10 protein-coding genes are annotated in these 22,437 nt (G+C 39.9%); 5 read left to right on the top strand and 5 right to left on the bottom strand.

From position 1 onward, the window contains the following. Positions 1-26: 26 nt before the first annotated feature. The 5 genes from BW976_RS10880 (at position 27) to BW976_RS10860 (ending at position 11,002) form a co-directional block, all read left to right on the top strand. The gene (locus BW976_RS10880) at positions 27-1,457 is read left to right on the top strand and encodes an alpha-L-fucosidase (RefSeq protein WP_076373309.1); all 1,431 of its coding nucleotides are present in this window, start codon (positions 27-29) and stop codon (positions 1,455-1,457) included. A gap of 93 nt (positions 1,458-1,550) precedes the next feature. Further along, positions 1,551-4,232, top strand: a complete 2,682-nt coding sequence (locus BW976_RS10875) for a glycoside hydrolase family 2 protein (protein ID WP_076373308.1) — start codon at positions 1,551-1,553, stop codon at positions 4,230-4,232. An 11-nt stretch (positions 4,233-4,243) separates the two neighbouring features. Further along, positions 4,244-6,538, top strand: coding sequence for a family 20 glycosylhydrolase (locus tag BW976_RS10870; protein WP_076373307.1), 2,295 nt, complete (start codon positions 4,244-4,246; stop codon positions 6,536-6,538). 9 nt (positions 6,539-6,547) lie between these two features. Beyond that, positions 6,548-8,653 (top strand): alpha-L-fucosidase, encoded by a 2,106-nt coding sequence (locus BW976_RS10865; RefSeq protein ID WP_076373306.1) that lies wholly within the window; start codon positions 6,548-6,550, stop codon positions 8,651-8,653. A gap of 72 nt (positions 8,654-8,725) precedes the next feature. Then, positions 8,726-11,002, top strand: a complete 2,277-nt coding sequence (locus BW976_RS10860) for a GH92 family glycosyl hydrolase (RefSeq protein WP_076373305.1) — start codon at positions 8,726-8,728, stop codon at positions 11,000-11,002. A gap of 86 nt (positions 11,003-11,088) precedes the next feature. Here BW976_RS10860 and BW976_RS10855 read toward each other — a convergent pair whose 3' ends face one another. The 5 genes from BW976_RS10855 to BW976_RS10835 form a co-directional block, all read right to left on the bottom strand. Beyond that, positions 11,089-12,639 (bottom strand): FG-GAP repeat domain-containing protein, encoded by a 1,551-nt coding sequence (locus BW976_RS10855; RefSeq protein ID WP_076373304.1) that lies wholly within the window; start codon positions 12,637-12,639, stop codon positions 11,089-11,091. A 6-nt stretch (positions 12,640-12,645) separates the two neighbouring features. Beyond that, positions 12,646-13,983, bottom strand: a complete 1,338-nt coding sequence (locus BW976_RS10850; protein WP_076373303.1) for a vanadium-dependent haloperoxidase — start codon at positions 13,981-13,983, stop codon at positions 12,646-12,648. Next, on the bottom strand, positions 13,983-17,297 hold the full coding sequence (locus tag BW976_RS10845) for a VCBS repeat-containing protein (RefSeq protein ID WP_084192153.1): 3,315 nt from the start codon (positions 17,295-17,297) through the stop codon (positions 13,983-13,985). Before BW976_RS10845 ends, BW976_RS10850 begins: the two co-directional genes overlap by 1 nt. Before the next feature lie 151 nt (positions 17,298-17,448). Then, on the bottom strand, positions 17,449-19,038 hold the full coding sequence (locus BW976_RS10840; RefSeq protein WP_076373302.1) for a SusD/RagB family nutrient-binding outer membrane lipoprotein: 1,590 nt from the start codon (positions 19,036-19,038) through the stop codon (positions 17,449-17,451). 5 nt (positions 19,039-19,043) lie between these two features. Further along, positions 19,044-22,208, bottom strand: a complete 3,165-nt coding sequence (locus tag BW976_RS10835) for a SusC/RagA family TonB-linked outer membrane protein (RefSeq protein WP_217696235.1) — start codon at positions 22,206-22,208, stop codon at positions 19,044-19,046. Between the last annotated feature and the right edge of the window lie 229 nt (positions 22,209-22,437).

Below are 22,437 nucleotides of genomic sequence, written 5' to 3'. Positions count from 1 at the left end.
GTCAGTTATATTAAACTCCATTTAACATGAAAAAAACCTTTACGTTTCTTGTTCTAAGTTTTTTTAGCGCATCCCTAATAGCGCAAAAACATAATGTTTCTAAGCAGTATGTCCCTCCCGGAGATTCTTTGGTCGAACAAAAGTTAACGGAATGGCAGGATCTTAAATTCGGACTTTTTATGCATTGGGGAACTTATAGCCAATGGGGTGTGGTTGAAAGCTGGAGCATTTGTCCCGAAGATGAGGGCTGGACTCAACGTCGTGGCCCATACGGGGCTACCTATAATGGCTATAAAGCTGCTTATGAAAACTTGCAGACCACATTTAACCCGGTAAAGTTTAATCCCGAAAAATGGGTACAGGCAGCAAAGGATGCCGGTATGAAATACGTGATATTTACAACAAAGCACCACGATGGTTTTTGCATGTTTGATACTAAAGAAACTGATTATAAGATTACTAGTTCAAAAACGCCGTTTTCAACTAACCCAAGAAGCAATGTTACTAAAGAGGTATTCAACGCCTTTCGTAAAGAAAACTTCATGATAGGTGCTTATTTTTCAAAACCCGATTGGCATACGGAAAATTATTGGTGGCCCTATTTTCCACCAAAAGATAGAAATGTGAACTATGACCCCAAAAAATATCCCGAGCGCTGGCAGAAATTTAAAGACTTTACTTATAACCAGATCAGCGAGCTGATGACCGGATACGGAAAAGTAGATATTCTGTGGCTTGATGGGGGATGGGTGCGTCCTAAGAAAAGTATCGATAGTACAGTGGAATGGCAAAGGGGGATTCAATATGATCAGGATATTGATATGCCTAAAATTGCTGCAATGGGCAGGCAAAAACAACCTGGTCTTATCGTGGTCGACCGTACGGTATCAGGTCAATATGAAAATTATACAACCCCCGAGCAGGAAGTACCCGAAGTACCACTTAATCATCCCTGGGAAAGCTGTATTACTATGGGTAACTCCTGGAGCTATGTGCCTGGCGATCATTATAAATCGGTGCAGCAAATTGTACAATTACTGGTTAAAATAGTATCGCGTGGGGGCAACCTATTGATGAATATCGGCCCAGGTCCTGACGGTGATTGGGATCCTGTGGCCTATGAACGCTTAAAAGGTATAAGCTCCTGGATAAATATAAATGGAGAAGGCATTTACAATTCCAAATCGGTTGCTCCATATTCAACGGGGAATATTTTTTACACCAAGGCAAAAAATGATAAAGCTATATATGCTTTTATGTTATCAGATAAGGAGAAGGTAACACTGCCTGCAACCGTTTCGATCAAAGCTGGTAAGTCACGAAAAGTAATTTTGTTAGGAAGCAAACAGAACCTGAAATGGAAACAACAAAATAATGAAATAGTGATCAGCATCCCTGTGGTTTTACAACAAAATAGCGGTTTAAATGATGCCGCCTGTTTTAAACTGGAATATTAAATAATAGGATAAAAAACCACATTAAATTACCAAACAAATATAATTCTGCGTTCATTGCAGTGCTTAATTTTGAAACAATCACCCCACCTAATAATGAAAAAAAATTATCCTGCAGTCAGATCTGTATCTTTTAAATCCTCAATAGTAACATTGTTCATGTTTTATGCTGTTTTTCAAAGCATTACGGCAAATGCGCAAAATAAATATGAACTAAATGAAGGATGGAAATGTGCCCCAATAAGTAATGTAAAAGAAGCAGGAACAGATATTTCGCATACAACCTACAATACCAGCAAGTGGATGCCGGCCATTGTGCCAGGCACAGTATTAACCAGCCTGGTAGCAGCTCATAAAATGCCAGATCCATTTTACGGCATGAATAACGAACAGCTCCCAGACATTTACAGAACAGGTCGCGGTTATTATACTTATTGGTTTGTAAAAGATTTTAAAGAAGCGCAGGCTATTGGAGGCAATCAGGTTTATCTGAATTTTAGAGGGGTAAATTACAGCTGTGATGTGTTTTTAAATGGTCATAAATTAAATGATAAGCCACATACAGGTATGTTTTTACGCCAGTCATACAACATTACCAAATGGATGGCTAAAGACGGCAATAACCGGATAGCTGTTATTGTTTATCCTCCTGATGTAGTAGGCAACCCTAACGGAGGCCAGGGGGGGGACGGTACTATTGCCCGTAATGTGGGTATTCAATATACTGCCGGCTGGGATTGGATACAACCGATTAAAGATCGCAATACCGGTATCTGGGATAAAGTAACTATAGAAAAAACAGGAGCAGTAAGAATTAAAGATCCGTACATTATAACTCTGGTACCGGGAGTAAGGCAGTCGGAAGGCCCGCAGCAACCCGCTATTGTCCAGGTATCGGCAGACTTGCAAAATGCAAGCAACGTGCCTGTTACTGGTGAGCTAAAGTACACTTTGGATGGCAACATAGTATCAAAAAAAATTACGTTGAAAGCCAATTCAACACAAACGGTACAACTCAATGATTATGCTTTAAAAAATCCGAAACTCTGGTGGCCTAATGGGTATGGTGCACAGCATCTGTATCCCATGAATCTGCAGTTTATAACCGGTGCCAACCAGGTATCTGACCAGGATAATATAAAAGTAGGAGTAAGACAGATTACCACAGAGTGGAATGCCCGAACAGAGAGCAGGCAGATCAATATCAATGGTCAAAAAATATTTATCAAAGGTGGCAACTGGATAGTATCTGATGAGATGTTACGCTTTTCAGATGCCCGTTATGATGCCGAAGTTCGTTTCCATCGTGACATGAACCTTAACCTCATCAGGGTTTGGGGTGGAGCATTGATTGAGCGCCCAGAGTTTTACGAAGCGTGTGACCGGTATGGTATGTTGGTTTTTCAGGATATGTGGGGATCGGGTGATTGTAACGGTCGCTGGACAGATCAGATGAAATTGGATGATCAATGGACGCGCCGAAAATATCCTGACGATCATGGCTTATATCTTAAATCAATTGAAGACCAGGTAAAATTGGTACGTAATTATCCTTCACTGGCTATTTGGTGCGGTGGTAATGAGATTACGCCACCCGAGGATATGCTGATATCTTTGCGCGATAGTATCATGCCTAAGTTGGATAATACCCGTTGGTTTATTCCTTATTCTAATTCCGAAGAAATGTCACGTAACGTTCTGGGCGGTAATGGCGACGGGCCTTACGGTATTCAGCCTTTATCAACTTTTTGGGCACATAAAACCTATCCTTTTAATTCCGAAGTTGGTTCGGTGGGTGTAAGTGATTATGAATCGCTCAAAAGATTTATCCCGGCTAAAAATATGGTATTACCGGAATATGACGAGGCTACCGGTAAAACTAAAACCGATTCTGTTTGGGATTATCATAAATATATTGGTTACGATGGTTTTATTGATAAATATGGCAAACCTAAAGATGTAGAAGACTTTGCAACCAAAGCGCAATTGGTTAATTATGATCAGTACCGCGGTTTGATGGAGGGTTTCAGCTCGCATATGTGGGAGTGGTACACCGGTACCATTATATGGAAAACTCAGAACCCCTGGACAGCTATGCGAGGGCAGATGTATGATTATTACCTGGATCCTAACGCTTGCCTGTATGGCTTACACAACGGCAGCGAGCCTCTGCACATTATGTATGACCCAACCGATGGTATGGTGATGGTAGCTAACAATACTTTTAAAAGCCACACCAATATGATGCTGGTAGCTAAAGCCTACGATATGGATGGCAAAGAAAAAATGCTTACCCAGGTTTTTTCTGATGTGACGCCAACCACTGTTAAACGCTATTTTTCACTAAAGGGAGAAATGGATAAATTAGCAAAAGATAAAGGCGCATTCCTTTGCCTGCAATTATTAGATAAAGACAAAAAGACTCTCAGCGAAAATATTTACTGGTTGCCTGACGGAAACGGAAATTATTCTGGCTTACAAAACATGCCTAAAGGAAACTTGAATGCTTCGGCTAAATCCTTAAGTTCAGATAAGGTAGAAGTAACCTTAACTAACACTAGTAATGGCCCGTTGGTATTTTTTAACAGGCTGTCTTTAACAGATGTGGATACCAAACAACGGGTATTACCTGCTTTTTACAGCGATAATTATGTTACCGTGTTACCCGGCGAAGAAAAGAAAATCATCATTGATTATAAAAACACTGCCAAAAAGAATCTCGCTGTAACTATTAGTGGCTGGAATGTGGGTGAAAGAACAATATTTATAAATAAATAATAAACAGAGAAATGAAAATTATTTCAAAATATTTGTTGGCAGGGGCATCAATATTTACTTGTTTTAGTGCTGCGCTCGCACAGGAAACAGCAAGCCGCTTTCCACTGATACCTTACCCAACGCAATTGGTAGCCGGTAAAGGGACTTTTATTATCGGTAACAAAACCAGTATTGTAGCTGCTAAACAATTTACCGACGAAGCCAATCAACTTGATCTGTTATTGCTAAAAGGTTTAGGCAGAAAATTGCCTATAACCAAAAGCAATAAACCCGGTACTATTAATTTGGTTTATGATGCTTCGTTAACAGCCTCTGAAGCCTATAAGTTAACCGTTAGTAAACAGCAGGTGATCATTGCTGCTAAGGACGCAGCTGGTATATTTCACGGGATTGAAACTATTCGCCAATTGTTACCAGTTTCTGTCGAAAAGAACAAAGTAAGTAAAACTTTATTATTACCGGCCGTAACTATCCAGGATCAGCCTGCTTATGCCTGGCGTGGAATGCACCTGGATGTATCACGGCATTTTTTTTCGGTAGCCTATCTGAAAAAGTTTATAGACAGGATGGCGCTTTACAAAATGAACAAACTTCACCTGCATTTGACTGATGATCAAGGTTGGCGCATCGAGATCAAAAAATATCCAAAACTAACCGAAGAGGGTGCCTGGCGTACTTTTAATAACCAGGATTCGGCTTGTATGAAAAAAGCAAAGGACAACCCTGATTTTGTTATTGACAAAGAACACATTGTTCAGCGTAATGGTAAAACCATGTACGGTGGTTTTTATACCCAACAGGAAATGAAAGGTGTGGTAGCTTATGCCACCGCCCGTCATATCGACATCATCCCTGAAATTGATATGCCAGGTCATATGATGGCTGCTATTAACTCCTATCCTTTTTTAACCTGTAATGGTGAAAATTCCTGGGGCACGTTGTTCACCAAACCTATTTGCCCGGGATTGGAATCTACTTACGAATTTGCACAAAATGTATACAGCGAAATCATGGATATTTTTCCATCGCAGTACATCCATATTGGCGGTGATGAAGTCGATCGTACAGATTGGGGTAAATCTGCAGATTGTAAGGCATTAATGGAGCGTGAAGGGATCAAAGACCTACCTGCTTTGCAAAGTTACTTTATTAACCGCATGGAGAAATTCTTTAACTCCAAAGGTCGCAAGTTGATTGGTTGGGACGAGATCATTGAAGGTGGTATTAGTCCAACAGCTATAATTATGTACTGGCGCACTTGGGTGCCAGATGCCCCGGTAAAAGCGGTTAAAAATGGCAACACGGTTATCATGACCCCAGGGGAGCCTTTATATTTTGATAATCAACCCGATCAGTATTCAGTTGATAAGGTATATCATTTTAACCCTATTCCTAAGGTTTTAAATGCCGAAGAAGCCAAATCTATCATCGGTGCACAAGCCAATATCTGGACGGAAATGATACCTTCTGAAAAAAGAGCGGATTATATGTATATGCCCCGCCTTACTGCCCTGGCAGAAATGCTATGGACAAACCAACCTGATAAATATGATTCTTATCTAAAACGCCTGGTGAAGCAGTATAGCCGTATGGATGCCATGAACATTAACTATCGCTTACCTGATCTTCCCAGACTTCTAAACAATTATGTATTTACCGATGAAGGAAGCTTAAGCATCAACAAGCCATTGCCCTCTCTGATAATTCGTTATACAACTGATGGTTCCTTGCCCGATACAAAATCACGTGAGTTACCTGCAGTATTAAGTATAACTAATAATGAATTGGTTAGGGTGGCCCCTTTCACTGCAAATGGTACACGGGGTGATGTTTATAATTTGAATTACACGAAGCAATACATGCTTGGCCCAGTAAAAGTCAGAGGCACAAAACCAGGATTAGATTGCAAATATTACAAGGCTTACTTCAAACAAACATCCCTGATGAAAAAAACCAGGGTTGATAGCACTTTTACAACTACTGCCATCGAGGTGCCTGCAACGGTAAAAGCCCCGTCATTTGGTATTGCTTATAAAGGATACATAGATGTACCCGCTGATGGTATTTATAGCTTTTATTTAACCGCAGATGATGGTGCTGTATTAAAAATCGGTCCTACATTGGTGGTTGATAACGATGGCAACCACTCCGCACAGGAAAGGAGCGGACAGATAGCCTTAAAAATGGGTTTACATCCATTCGCGCTTGATTTTATTGAAGGTGGTGGTGGTTTTACCCTTAAACTACAATACAGTGTAAATGGTTCGGCCCGGCAAGATATCCCTGCCGAATGGTTTAAAAATTAAATATCAACAATGAAGAAAATTATAGGTTTACTTTCCCTGTTTATTATTATTAGCGTAAATGGCTTTTGTCAGGCACCGCCCAAACCTTACGGACCTTTACCAACCCAGGGGCAACTCAACTGGCAGGAAATGGGAATGTATTGTATTATTCATTATGGTCTGGATACTTATACCAACAAGGAGTGGGGTTATGGTGACGAAGATCCTAAATTGCTTAATCCATCGCAGTTTAGCGCTTTGCAGATAGTTGCTGCCGCTAAAGCTGGCGGATTTAAAGGTGTTGTTGTGGTAGCAAAACACCATGATGGCTTTTGTCTTTGGCCAACTAAAACAACAGAGCACAATATTTCACAAAGTCCGTATAAAAATGGGAAGGGGGATATACTGCAAGAATACCGTGAGGCTTGTGATAAATTAGGAATGAAGCTGGGGGTTTATTGCTCGCCATGGGACAGGAATAACCCCAACTACGGCACGCCCGAATATTTAAAAATATATCAGGAACAATTAAGAGAATTATACACTCATTACGGCCCGCTGTTTATTTCATGGCATGATGGTGCTAATGGAGGCGATGGCTACTATGGTGGTAAACGAGAAGTGCGTAAAATTGACCGTTCAACTTATTACGATTGGAAAAACACCTGGGGCATTACCCGTAAACTACAACCCAATGTTGTGATATTTGGTGATGTAGGCCCGGATGTACGCTGGGTAGGTAATGAAGAGGGGCATGCAGGTGAAACCTGTTGGGCCACTTATACTCCACATGCCCCTGATGAAGGTAAAGAACCCGGTAATGGATATGTAAAGGACTATGAAGGTACTGAAGGCACCCGTGATGGTAAATACTGGATGCCTGCCGAGTGCGATGTATCATTAAGACCCGGATGGTTTTATCATAAAACACAGGATGGAGGAGTAAAATCACCTTACACTTTACTTGATCTCTATTACAAAAGCGTTGGTCGCGGTGCGGCGCTTGATCTGGGATTATCCCCAGATCAGCGGGGGATTGTTAATGAGATAGATGTAAAATCGCTTACAGAATTTGGTGAGTTGTTGAAACAAACCTTTGCAGTAAATTTGGCAAAAGGGGCAACGCTTACAGCCAGCAATGTTCGCGGTAATAATAAGGCTAAATACGGGCCACAGTTTTTATTAGATAATGACCGGTACACCTATTGGGCTACGGATGATAAAATAACTACACCTCAATTAATTATTGATTTGCACAGCTCTAAAACATTTAATGTGATCAGGTTACGTGAAAATATCAAATTAGGACAACGTATCGACTCACTTTCTGTTGATGCTTTTATCAATAACAAATGGCAGCAAATTGCTTCAGCAACCAGTATCGGAGGTAACCGCCTTATCCGCTTAACGCAAAACATTACAGCTGCAAAATTAAGGTTGCGAATCACCGGCTCACAAGCTGCTATAGCTTTGAGTGATTTTGGTATTTATAAAGAGCCTGTTCATTTAACTCCTCCAAAAATCGGCCGTAACAAAGTCGGTAAAATAAGCATCACTACCGAAGCTCCTGTAAGTTCTATTCACTATACCTTAAACGGGCAGGAACCAACGTTAAAGTCATCATTGTATAAAGGCTCTTTTACTGCAACTGATGATGCGGTAATAAAAGCACGCAGCTTTGAAGGAAAAGATCAGCAAAGTGAAACTGCTTTTGTTTCCTTAGGATATGCCAAAGCTGACTGGAAGGTTATTGATGCAAGTAATAACAACCAGGCTGAAAATGCTATTGACGAAAATAGCCATTCGCTTTATAGTACTTTAAAACAAGAAAGTACATCTTTTCCACAGCAAATCAGCATTGATCTGGGCAGTGTTAAAGAGATTAAGGCTTTTGGATATTTGCCACGTCAGGATAAACAGTTTGAGGGAATTGTGGATAGCTATGTATTCTATACCAGCAATGATGGTAAGGAATGGCAAAAGATGGCCTCTGGCGAATTCTCCAATATTAAAGCAAGTTTAATAGAACAACCTGTTGTTTTAAAACAGTCAATTAAAGCGAGATATTTTAAATTTGAGGCTGTTCATGTAATTGCGGGAAATGGTATTACAATTGCCGAATTAAGCGTTTATTAATAAACTATTAAGTATTGGGTTTATGTTTGCTTAGAATTATAAACCGCAATACTATTTCTATAAAATCATTCAATGAAAAAACAAATCTGTTTGGCCGGGTTACTGGCATTGTTTAGTTCAAATTCATTTAGTCAGGCGCATAAAACGGTCGATGCAAATAAACCAGGTAGTTTAACTCAATATGTCGATCCTTATATCGGTACGGGTTTTCATGGGCACGTTTTTGTGGGTGCCAGTGTGCCTTTTGGCGCCGTACAATTAGGGCCAACCAATATTTCCGAGGGCTGGGATTGGTGTTCTGGCTATCATATATCAGATTCAACTATCATTGGCTTTCAGCACACTCATTTGAGCGGTACCGGTATAGGTGATCTGGGCGATATTTCTTTTATGCCAACTACGGGCCCTATCAAAGTAACCAAAGGCAATATAAAAGACCTGCAGAGCGGATATACTTCACTGTTCAGTCATCATGATGAAGTAGTAAAGCCAGGTTATTATAAAGTTAAGCTAAAACGTTACAGTATAGGCGTAGAGCTTACTGCAAGCACAAGGGTTGGCATGCATAAATATATTTTTCCGGCTACAAAAGATGCGCATATTGTAATCGACCTAAAGGAAGGCATAGGCTGGGACAGACCAATGGAAACTTATATTAAACAGGTTGATAAAAATACCATTGTCGGCTATCGCTTTTCAAAAGGTTGGGCGGTTGATCAGCGTATTTATTTTACCGCGGTTTTCTCCAAGCCAATCAAAACCTTCGCGGTATATGACAGTATCTCCAATGCGGCTGGTACAGAGTTAAAAGGTACCAAGGTTAAAGGGGTAATTAGCTTCAGTACAACTCAAGGCGAGGTTGTTTATGCCAAAGTAGGTATATCGCCGGTAAGTTCCGAGAATGCTATGCTCAACATCAAAGCCGAGATACCAGGGTGGGATTTTAATAAGGTAGTTGTTGATGCTGATAAAGCCTGGAATAACCAACTTCAAAAAATTACTATTAAAACCGATTCGCTATCTCAGCTTAAAAAATTCTATACCGCTTTTTACCATACCATGATAGCCCCATCAATATTTAATGATGTGAATGGCGAGTATTGGGGAACGGATAAAAAGGTACATAAAAACCAGGGATTCAATAATGTAACCACATTCTCCTTATGGGATACTTACAGGGCTAATAACCCACTGTCGACCATTATCCATCCGGAACATACCAATGACATGATCAACTCTATGCTGGCTATTTATCAGCAACAGGGTAGTTTGCCCGTTTGGCATTTAATGGCCAACGAAACCAATTGTATGGTAGGTTACAGCGCAGTACCTGTTGTGGCCGATGCTTTGTTAAAAGGGTATAAAGGTTTTGATGCTAATCTGGCTTATGAGGCTATGAAAACCACCGCCATGCAGGATGCCCGTGGTATTAAGTTTGTAAAAAGCTTGGGTTATATTCCTGCTGATAGTACTGCAGAGTCTGTTTCCATGGGTATGGAATACGCTATTGACGACTGGTGTATTGCACAGGTTGCCAAAAAATTAGGTAAACAGGCCGATTACGATTACTTCAGCAAACGAGGTCAGTACTATAAAAACTATTATGATCCTAAGGCTGGCTTTATGCGCGGTCGTCTATCAGAAAACTCATGGCGTACACCATACAGTCCCTTTATTTCTATCCATGAGCATGGCGATTTTACAGAGGGCAACGGTTGGCAATATACTTTCCTGGTTCCACAGGATGTAGAAGGTTTGATTAATCTTTTAGGCGGCGAAGCAAAGTTCAACACCAAACTCGATTCGTTATTTATAGCTCAGGGCGATATGGGGAAATTCAAATCGCCCGATGTATCTGGTCTGATCGGTCAGTATGCGCATGGTAATGAGCCAAGCCACCCGATGAGTTATTTTTACGATTACTCGGGCCAGCCCTGGAAAACTGCCGAAAAAGTAAGGTATATCCTCGATGATTTTTATACGGATAAACCAGATGGTATTATTGGTAACGAAGATGTCGGTCAAATGTCGGCCTGGTATGTATTATCAGCACTTGGGTTTTACTCCGCCAATCCGGCAAACGGACTGTATGTTTTCGGCAGCCCAGTTATTAATGAAGCTACTTTGAAATTGCAAGGCAACAAGACCTTCCATATCGTGGTTAAAAACAATAGTCCGCAAAATAAGTACATCAATGCTATGTTGTTAAATGGCAAGGTTTACAACAAAACCTACTTTGCACACAAAGACATCATCAATGGCGGCGAATTGATAATTACTATGGGCAATAAACCGGGAACGGTTTGGGGTGTAGGTGATGCCAACAAAGCGGTGTCGGTGTTAAAATAGCAGCTCACTAATTTGTCATCCTGAGCACAGCGAAGAATCTATTGATCGCTTTATAGATTCTTCGCTGTGCTCAGAATGACAAGTTTTTATCTCTTGCTTTTATAAAGCTGATTAAAGAAAATACTCAAACCATATTTAGCCGATTTCCATTTCTGATCAAGGCCCGCAGGGGCAGGGCCAGGGCTTTGTGCAAAGTTACCAGTTATAATATCCAGGTCACCATCTCCATCAACGTCTGCGGCTTCAAGTGTTAAAGTTTTTATAGGGACTTCACTTTTTTGCGTGTATGATTTAAAAGTGAATTTATTCTGATCTATATTCTCCAGGTACACGAATGACTCATCAACCAGTTTTCCAAATTCGGGAAAGAAAGCTGTCGCAGCAAAATCAATATCTCCATCTTTGTCAAAATCTTCCGCTAATACCTTGGTAACGCCATATATCGGGTAAAAGAACTTTTCCTGAAATACACCATTTCCCTGATTGATGTTGAGGCGAATGCCGTGGTAAGCTTTCAGGATATTGGAATAATCGGCGTTGTCGCCATGAACAGTTACAATATCAGTAAGGCCATCGTGGTTGTAATCAACCAAAACCATATCGGTTGTACCATAGTTTGGCGGAAATCGTAAAACTCTTTTAGCCTTAAATTTTAGTTTGTCCTTTTGATAAAAAATCCACACACTTTCATCCCCCTGCGAAAACATAGCCACAATATCCTTTTTGCCGTCGCCATCCATGTCTTTGATATAACACTTAATGGCACCTGCTAATGGTAGTAATACATCTTCAGTATATTTTCCTGATTTGTCTTTTTTGAACAAAGAAAGTGAGCCGATTTTATTCCCAAAATTACAAACTACAACTTCAGGCACGCCATCGTTGTCCAGATCATCTATTTCGGCATGAACAGGGCGATGTAAGGCTGCAATTAAAGTTGAACTTATACTGTCCTTCAATTGCGAATAAGATCCGGTGCTGAGCTCCGTAGGGTATAATTTGCCTATTTCTGTAAAATACGTATCTCCTTTGTAAAAGTTAAAATCAACTACAGGACTATTGCTGTTCATAACCCGGGTTATGCCTTTGTTATATTGCCAGTTGTATACTTTTTTATAAAAATCACCGATCCAAAGAGTGTTGGTCGATGTGTTGTATTCTAAGCCGGTTATTAATGATGGTGTTTTTTCGGCTATTTGTATATCCTGACGTTCGAATTGTTTTAGCGGATTATTTCGTGTTAATCTTTTTTCATCCAGTGATACGCTATCGGGGGCATTACTGAGTATGTAATTTACGATCTTACCATACTCTTCATTGGTCAATATCGGCTCATCGGGGATGATGTGGTTCTTTTTTACGATCTCTCGTTCCTCATCACTTAACCCCCTTAAAGGATCATAATTGGGATAGATGATCCCCATTCGGCTTGCCATAATAGGAAGTACATGATTTTGCCAGATCTCCTTAGTTAAGCTGGCCGGATCGGGAGCCATATGACAATTGGTACAATACCTGGTAAAAAGTATTTTACCGTCATCATCACGTGATGGACTCTTTTTGGCAGTAAACGAATTAAGACAAATAAGAGCAGTTAAAACAAAAAGTCCAGTTAAAATAAATGCTCTTATATTCATATGGGATTAATTTTGCCGGGGGATTTTTGCAGCCTTTATTTTTTCAATAACCTTAGCTGCCACTAATCGCCCTTGCTTATTGCCAAAAACTATAGCATCTTTAAAATGAATGCCCCCGTAAAATCGGGATATGGAGGCTTCTTCGGCTGCCTCATAAAATGATTTAAAGCTGCGCGGGCCAACGCCATATGGAACCTCTGAGTCATCAGTGTAAGCAAATTTATCACCCAATAGATATGTTAAAACTCCCGCTGACGCATTTGAAAGCACGGCGTGACCGCTTGGATATTCCGGAAATGGCGGGGTTTGTAAATAGGGCGTCCAGGTAATGTCGATGTACTTGTTAATATAAGTTTCCGGACGGATACCATTACTGCGGTATTTCTCATCCCAACAGCTGATAAAAGCATCCATGAGCGTCACAGCTTCAAGCGTTAATACGGTTACAGAACGATCAAAGCTTAGCCCGGCTTTTTTTGTTACAATACCTGCAATGTTCATCCAATGACCTCCCGGGCTGATCTTCTTAAACCCGATCATCATGTGACCTGATGTAGTGACTGCGAAAGGGTTACAATCCCAAAAATTGGCGATAGTAACCTGTTCCATTGGCGGATTTTTGGAAACCTTGTAAACGTCATAAGCCTGTTTATAAAACTCGCTTGTACTATCGGTGCTGAATGGTGTTGGGCGTACCGGTACAAACTCATTAGACGAATCAATAAGCATAGGCCTGATGGTTTTCCAGTTAGGTTCAATCGCTTCCATATAGGTAGGAGGGGTTGGATACCAGTTTTTACCACCTTTTATAGGTGTATATCTTAGCTTACCACTTAATTTATTGTAATTGTCACCTTTGGAGTACTTGATCACCTTGGCGGTCATTTCCACGGCTGCTGCTATGGATTGTTTGATGATATCATCATCTATTTTATTATCCTTTAGTAATTTAATGTATTTATCCTCGGTATCTTGAAGCATGAAGCCCGAGGGGAGCATTTGTTTGCCGGTTTCGAGCATGCAATATATTGCCGCTATCTGATAATTGTACTTACCTTTTTCAATGTTGAGCTGATTATCATCTTTATAGGTTTTTACAAAATCAGCAAGCCGGACGATTTCTTTGTTATTTAAAGCCGTGAGGTTGTAAGCGCCCAACATTACATAATTATAATAGCGGGCTGCTGCGGGTGGGTTCACCACATCATGTATCATTACTGCCGATATTGCGTTGATAGTTTTATCTAACTGTAAATAGTCAGGTAATGATTTTTTATTTTTTTGTGCATAACCTAAGGTTGCACTGTACAGTATTAGGAAAAAAACAGATATAATCTTGATCATTAGTTTTCTTTATAAAATTGTAGTGGCTGACCGGATACACCTATCAATATGTATTTTGATTCATTTATTTTTGTTTCTACCGCTGATTTTACATCTCCAGTAACAGATAATCCTGATGATAACTGCGTTTGATATTTGAAACCACCTTTACCATCGCCGGTTAACAAGCAGCCATAATTAGCATCAAAACTACCCAGTTTCAAGCGGTTATCAGAGTGATTGCCTAACAAAAGGAGGTCGATTTTACCATCGTGATTAAAGTCGGCAGTAATTATTTGAGTTACCATAGAAAACTGCGCCTCTATTGGTAACGGCACTTTGACAAATTTGCCATTCCTGTTCAAAAAACAGCTGGTCTGTACCTCATTGGCGGTAAGTTTTGTAGCCTTTGCCAGATCATCCGGACTAAAAATATCCTTCATGGTAGCATCACAATAAGCTTTGTACGAGCTGAATTTTTTACGCATAGGGTATATCTGCTCGTTCAATTCATCGCGGCTTACAAACGGGTAACTTACGCCTTGAATATAAAAGTTAAAAAACGGGTCGATAGAGCCATTGCCATCGAAGTCGGCATAATACATTTCCGCGGGTTCCGTAGCTGTTGCATGTATTTGTGTATTGCTACCCAGGTTGCCGGCAATAATATCTGGTTTACCATCGCCATCTATATCTGCGATGGCCAAAGTATTCCAAAAGCCATTTTCCGGATGATCAAAGTATTTTGCAGTTTCATCCACAAAACCATTGGTGGTATTGATATAAACCATGATAGGCATAAATTCACCACAAATGATCAAGTCTTTACGACCATCACCGTTTAAATCGGCCCATTGTGCATCCTTGACCATGCCGCAGGCAGTAAAAGGTACGTCTGTGATGGTAAAGCGACCGTCACCAGCATTGGTTAAGAGATAACTTTTGGGTATTACCGGGTATTGCCCCGGGACAATATTGGCACCCACAAAGAGATCTATTTTGCCATCGTTATTATAATCACACGGACGTATGCATGATTTACTGTCGGCATTAAGCTGGGGTAGGGAAGTTGTTGACAGCGTGAAATTTCCTTTGCCATCATTGAAATATAATTTATCCTGTAAATCAGGTGTGTTTGGCTCTAATAAGGAGTAACCGCCTTTAGCTACATAAAGATCCGGAAAACCATCGCCATTGGCATCAAAAAATACGGCAGCAGAGGTGTTTTCATGATTCAGATCCGATATTTCGATAGCGGTAAATGTACCACCTGGTTTTTGGATATATATTTTACTCGGTGTATTCTGGTCACCACCAATAAACAGATCCTCCAACCCATCTTTATTGACATCAGCCTTAGCTATAACCGGGCCTGTTTTAGAACCCATGAAAAGCATCAGTAGTTGACGCTTAAAATCGTTTATGGTAGTTTCTGTATGCTTATAATCAATAATTGGTTTTGCAAGGCTTAAAAGCGCTTTATTACTTTTACCTATTGGTTTGTAGGTCGCCATCCCCGTTTTATAAATAATATTTAAACGTTGATTGGCCTGTATGTCAGTTAATAATTGTGTTGTTTGATCGGGCCATATGATCCGGATGGAATCAATTTTATTTTGATCTCCAAGACCAAAGTTGAGAATGGTTGATACGCATGATAGATAACCTCTATTAGGATTAACCTCCTGATATTGTATTTGTTTATCACTATAAACATAGACTTTGGCGCCTATGGCATTTACATTTGGACCGCCTTGTTTTAAATTAACGGCCACATAATTCTTTTTAGAAGTTTCCATAGTCATGTTCTGATAAATGGAAGCTTCGCTGTTGATATTGTTGGTAATGAGGTCGAGGTCGCCGTCATTATCCAGATCAGCATAAACTGCCCCGCTTGATATGCCGGGTTTATTGATACCCCAATCCTTTTTCTTTTCGGTAAAGGTAAGATCGTGGTTATTCTGAAAAATATAGTTTGATAGGGTAGTGGATGGCATGGCTTTCACCAGATCCATCAGTAAGTAAGGTTCACGATCCATAGCTTTTTTAAGCTTATAATCGCCCCAATACCGTAAAAAATCCTTGTTGGTATAATCCCTGAAATAACCGTTGGAGATAAAAATATCCTTGTAGCCGTCGTTGTCAAAGTCGGCCATGAGCGGGCACCAGCTCCAGTCGGTATTAGACACACCTGCTAATTGGCCAATCTCACTAAAGGTACCATCACCATTATTCAATTGCAGCATGTTGCGCATATATTGCTTGTACAGATCTTGCTGCAACATCAGCTCAAACGATTCATAATTTTCCTGTAGCTGTAAAAGCTTTTGCCTGCGGTTATCAGGTGGCAACATATCCAGGGTCATAATGTCTGGAAGACCATCATTATTTATATCAGCAATATCAACACCCATCGAAAATTGCGACAGATGCCGTAAACTCTGTTTGCTTTTATCGGTAAAAGTTCCGTCCCCGTTATTGATGTACATATAATCGGGTTCGTTATAATCATTGGTAACAAAAATATCCTGAAAACCATCCTTATTAATATCGGCAATAGTAACACCCAGGCCAAAAGTGAGTGGATTTTGTATGATACCAGCTTTTTTTGAAACATCTACAAAATGCCCTCCCTGGTTTTCAAAAAGCTTATTGCTGGCTAATACGTCGGTTTCCTTTTTACTTTGGGCAAATTCCAGGTTACTTATTTTTTTTACATTATGGTTAAGCAGGAACATATCCAGCTTGCCGTCATTATTGTAATCAAAAAATACAGCCTGGGTACTATAGCCAGGATCGTCTAAGCCATATTCTTTAGCCTGTTCAACAAACTTATTATTCCCTTTGTTGATGAATAATTGATTGCGGCGTTTACTGTTATCGCCTAGACCTGAATAACATACATAGATGTCCAGTAGGCCATCACCATTTACATCGGCCATGGTAACACCGGTTTTCCAATCACCTGGTCGCCCGGCCAATTCAGCACCGGCTTCTTTGGTAATATCTTTAAATTTGAAATTGCCCAGATTAAGATAAAGTTTATTGGGGCCAAGGTTGCTCGTGAAAAAAAGATCCAAGAGACCATCATTATTGATATCTCCTACAGCTACACCGCCGCCATTATACAAATACTCGTACGATAAAACATTTAGATGCTCATCTTCAACAAGATCATTTCTAAAAGTTATGTTGGTTTGCTCAGGGGGTAATAGTTTAAAAAGTGGTTGCTGAGCTTTTGTAGAAAGAGCATTAAAACACAGCGGGAGTATGATGCTCCATTTATGATTAAGTAGCCTTTTTACAAGGGAAACAAACGGTAAGGAACAATGCATTAATGAGCCGATTTTATATGATGTACGGTAATTATAAAAATAAGCATTTGATATGCAATTGCAGCCGATATCAATACCCCTTTTTTGTGTAAAAATTAAAAAACAAGACTATGAATCCATAGCCTTGTTTTTTTAACATGTTATAAGGATATTATTTATCCCAGTAAACCCTTGCGGTAAAAGTATCACCACCAGAAAGTTTAGCAACAGCAGCGGTGTAGTTGGCACCGTTGGTAGATGGTAAAGTAACTGGATATGGTACTCTTCTTGGTATACTTGTAGCAAACTGATTTGGATATACAACTGCTGTTAAAACCGGGTAACCAGATCTTCTCCAATTGCACCATGTTTCAATAAAGTTAAATACAGTCGCTGTCTCTACATAATATTCCATGTTAATCTGCTGCATAGCGGTAGCTGGATTAAGTGGGTGTGCAGCAACATAAGTGGCTATATCGGCAGCATTAACAGATGTTGTGCCAAATTGACCTACTGTTTGCATATCAGCAGTAAGCGCGTTTGAAAAATGGGTAGCGGCGGTACCGGTGTTCCAGTTTCTTGTAGATGCTTCGGCTAATAAAAGCTCGGTTTCACCATAAGTTAACAGGTAATTAAAACGGTTACGATCATCGTATACAGCAAATTTTGGACGGGAGTAGTTACCAACAGGAGCAGGAGCATCATTAGTAACCGTTGGATCCGCAGGGCTTGTACCCGGATAATTTGATGCCTTCGAAATATCAGTTGCACCACCACCTAAGTCATAACCATTTGGCATACCAACTTGTATACCCACAGGTAAAATGCCGGCAACTTCTGTTTCATTGGCTTTTTTACCAGTACCTGCAGAAATTTCGCCTATTGCATTAATACGTGGATCATTAGTACTGTTCATATAATCGAACAGGGTTTTACCCCAGCGTACTTCCCTGAAATCGTCAGTTACTAACAAAGAACCAGCATCAGCATTACCATTACCGTTAGTGTAATCAGCTTTTACTTTGGCATTATCAGCAATAGAACTCATGGTACCACCTGCATAAGCTTTCTCGGCATACTTTTGAGCGGTAGTGGCATCAACCTTTGTTAAACGCATAGCCGCTCTTAACATTAACGAATAACCTAACTTTTTCCATTGAGCAATATTACCCCCATAAAACAAATCACTGGTAGGCCCTGCCTGAGAAGCATCTAGAGCAGCAGTTGCTTTATCTAATTGATCAAGCATAGAAGCGTAAATGCTTTGCTGGCTATCAAATACAGGGGTAAATATACCCGCTTTTGCTTGTCCTTCCTGTGAAAATGGGACATCACCATGAGTGTCTGTTACTCGCTCCAATATCATCATACGCATAATAGTACCACAGTTATCAAGATTGTTATAGGTTGCATTACCTTTAATCAGGTTTTTCATCTCATCAATAAGGGTGGATGCGTTGTAGCCGTTATTCCATAAGTTAGCTTTATAACTATCAAAGCTTCCGCGATATACGTATTTGTCGCCATTACCATAATAATCATAAGTAGAGGCTAAAGCCTGGCTCCACATGCTTTGGTATAGTAATTGGCCATATCCCAGGTTTGAGAATTGTATCTGAGCCTGCGCCATTAAAAAATTCGGGTTAAACAAAGCTCCGGTCACTTTAGTAGGATCGGTATTGATCTTATCGAAGTTTTTAGTACAACCCGCCATTAAGGTAGCACCAGCAAGCAGGCAACTATATATTAGTCGTTTTTTCATCTGAGTTATTTTTTAAATTTGAAGTTAACATTAAACCCATAAGTTCTAACCGCTGGTACACTTGTACCTTCGATACCTGCATAATTAATTCCAGGTGCAAAGTTAGATTCAGGATCTATATTATCTGAACGTTTCATAATCGTCCACAGGTTTCTGGCAACCAATGATACCGTTATAGAGTTAAAGGGAGTGCTGCCCAACACATTTTTAGGAATGGTGTAGCCTAAAGTAACCTGGCGTAATTTAATAAAGCTACCATCCAGTGCGTTTAATGCTGATACATTTTTAGCTAAGTTCTGGTAGTAAGTTTCGGCAGGTACATTTACAGTATTTGGAGTGCCGGCTTCAGTTACACCTACTCCCACAACGCCACCTTCACGACCTGGCAAAGTCATTTTGTTTAAACCGCGGAAGATACTGTAATAGCTGGTAGCGGATAAAATCTTATTACCATAGCGATAATCAATCAGGAAACCCATGTTGAAATTCTTATAGTTAAAATCGTTATTTAAACCACCATAAAATTTAGGTGTTACACTACCCACAGGTATACGTCCGGTTATTTCGGCATTTCCGGTAGCATCAAATATGATATTACCTTTAGCGTCGCGTTTGTAGTCATTGGCCATAATCTGTGGACCTGACATACCTACAACGAAAGCAGTTGTTGCATTTAACGGACGATAAGTACCTAGACCAATATTAGCATTTTGCTCATTTGTGGATAAGGTCTTGTTTTTAACATAAGTAAAATTGAATGATGGTGTCCATGAAAAAGTACTGGTTTTAAACGGAGTACCATGTATTTCAACTTCTACACCTCTGTTTTGAGTACTTGCTGTTGCAACGTAATAAGAGGTATAACCAGCAGAGTTATCAAGTGTAGCCGGGATGATTTCATCTTTAGTTTTTCTTGCAAAATAAGCTACGTCTAACCCAAGGCGGTCATTAAAGAATTTTAATTCGGTACCAACTTCATATTCACTTAATGTAAATGGTTTTAAGAACAAGTTTGGTAAGGTTGAGCCAAAGCTACCCGCGTTTACTCCGTTTATAGAATTGCTTACACTATAAAACACCTGGTTGGCATAGTTGGGTGCACCATTACTTGTTTTGGCATATGATAAACGAAGTTTTCCAAAATCAAGCCCCTCAATGTGCGTAAGATCAGAAAAAATAAAACTGGCCGAAACAGAAGGGGTAAATATACCTCTGCCTATGTTATCAGCAATACTACTGTAAACATCATACCTGCCGGTTGTGCTTAATACCAGAAAGTTTTTGATAGAAAAATCGGCAGTATAATAGGCTGAATTTACTTGCAAATTTTGGGGCTGTAAATTACCACTTGATCTGCTTGGGAAGTTTGACAGATCATAGAAGTAAGGAATAATAAAGTTACTACCGTTAATATAAGTTCCAGCAAAGGTATTTTTACGAATGTTACCACCTACGGATAAATCCAGGTTTAACAAATCTTTAACGATATCATGCTTTGCTCCAATTAATACGTCCGTATTGAATTCGGTAATTTCTGAAGTTTGAGTATTCATGTTACCATTACCGCTTACATAGGCAGTTCCGGTTGGTTCAATATTCAAGCGAGAATCATGAATGTTGTCATAGCCAATTCTACCCTGAATATATGCCCATGGCAGGAAACTATATTTGGCTGACAATGATGATATTAAACGCTCCCTTTTTGTAGTGTTTACAAATTTATAAGCCGCAAAATAAGGATTAGTTACATAAATATCATTAGTAAATGATGTTTCTTTACCACTTGCATTATAACCAGGAGCTAACATACTTTGGGGCTCGTTTGGCGCTAAAAACTGTACGTTATTGGGGTTACCCGGACCGTCGCTCAAACCTGAACGATTTTTTTCATTGTCAAGTATGTAATTGGCAACAACGTTGATGTCCAGATTTTTAATAACGGTTTGCATACCATTAAAGTTGAAGGTTTTTCTGTCTAATCCGCTGTTAGGGGTAATAGCGTGATTATTCAGGTCAGATAACGACAAACGAAATGCTCCATTGTCGCCACCACCGGTTAAGGCAACAGTATTAGTGAACGTTTTACCTGTATTATAGAATTTGGTATAATTATCACTTGTTTTAGAGTAAGCATATTGTTTACCGTCAAGCTGTATAACAGATGAGCCGTCTAATTTGGCACCCCAGGCCAGGTTCCCAGAACTCAATGCGTTGGCAACTGATGTAGGTTTTAAGCCATTTTCACCTTGTCCATATTGATCCTGAAAATCTGTGTTATCATAAACCTTATCCATTTGATAGTTGGTGTTATATTCAACACCAAAGCCTGAATTCTTTTTACCAGATTTGGTGGTGATCAGAATAACGCCGTTTACGGCACGCGTACCGTAAAGAGCGGAAGCGGATTGCCCTTTCAGTACAGTCATGCTTTCGATATCGTCAGGATTAATGTTGGCAATACCATCACCATAGTCAGCGCCACCCCATTCACCAGATTGGCCTCTTTGAGTATTATCCATTGGCACACCATTAATAACAAACAATGGCGAACCTGCACTAGCGCTTGTAACACCGCGCAATAATATACGGGCAGATGATCCCGCACCGCCAGAAGTACCGCTTATACTTAAACCAGCTACCCGGCCTTCTAATGATAAGGCAACGTTTGATTCTTTGGCTTTATCCAAAGCATTACCATTAACTGTTGAAACCGAATAACCCAGCTTTTTTGATTCTTTCTTAATACCCAAAGCCGTAACCACCACCTCGTTTAAGTTATTGTTACTTAACAGGGTTATAGTTAATGATGTTTTTGAACCTACGATCACTTCTTTGGTACTAAAACCTATATAGCTTACAATTAAAACTGTTTTGCTATCGGCATCCAATGTAAAGTTACCATTGGCATCGGTTTGGGTACCTGTTGTAGTGCCTTTTATTCTGACACTTACACCAACAAGGGGTTCGCCTTTTTCGTCAACAACTTTACCACTGATCTTTGCGATGCTACTGTTGATATTAAAATTAAGCTTGTTGGTAAACTTAGGACTGGCATGGGCCACTGTTTGCGTATTTATGAGAACTATACCTGCAAGGGCTAATTTACATAAGGGCAAAGATTTGGATATCCATGGCCTATGTACACCCATTGGGTGTTTTAAAAATTTCATATTTTACTGAATTTAAAGGGAGTTAATAACAAGCGCTGTCGATTGCACTTGCATTTATAAACATTCAAAAATCATTCTGTGGAGCAGCAATTTCCCGCCGGGTAATTGTGCTTTGGTAGGGTTAGTAAGCATTTTTTACATAGGCCTATTTTTTTCGGGTTTTAATAATCAATGTTGGTGTTAAATTCACACTTAATTGCCCCGGACTAGGACCGGCACATGAAGTGAT

The sequence above is a fragment of the Mucilaginibacter lappiensis genome (assembly GCF_900155965.1).
GTDB classification, from domain to species: domain Bacteria; phylum Bacteroidota; class Bacteroidia; order Sphingobacteriales; family Sphingobacteriaceae; genus Mucilaginibacter; species Mucilaginibacter lappiensis.
The sequence above is the reverse complement of the archived record's forward strand: the minus strand, read 5'-3'. Positions and strand labels throughout refer to the sequence as shown.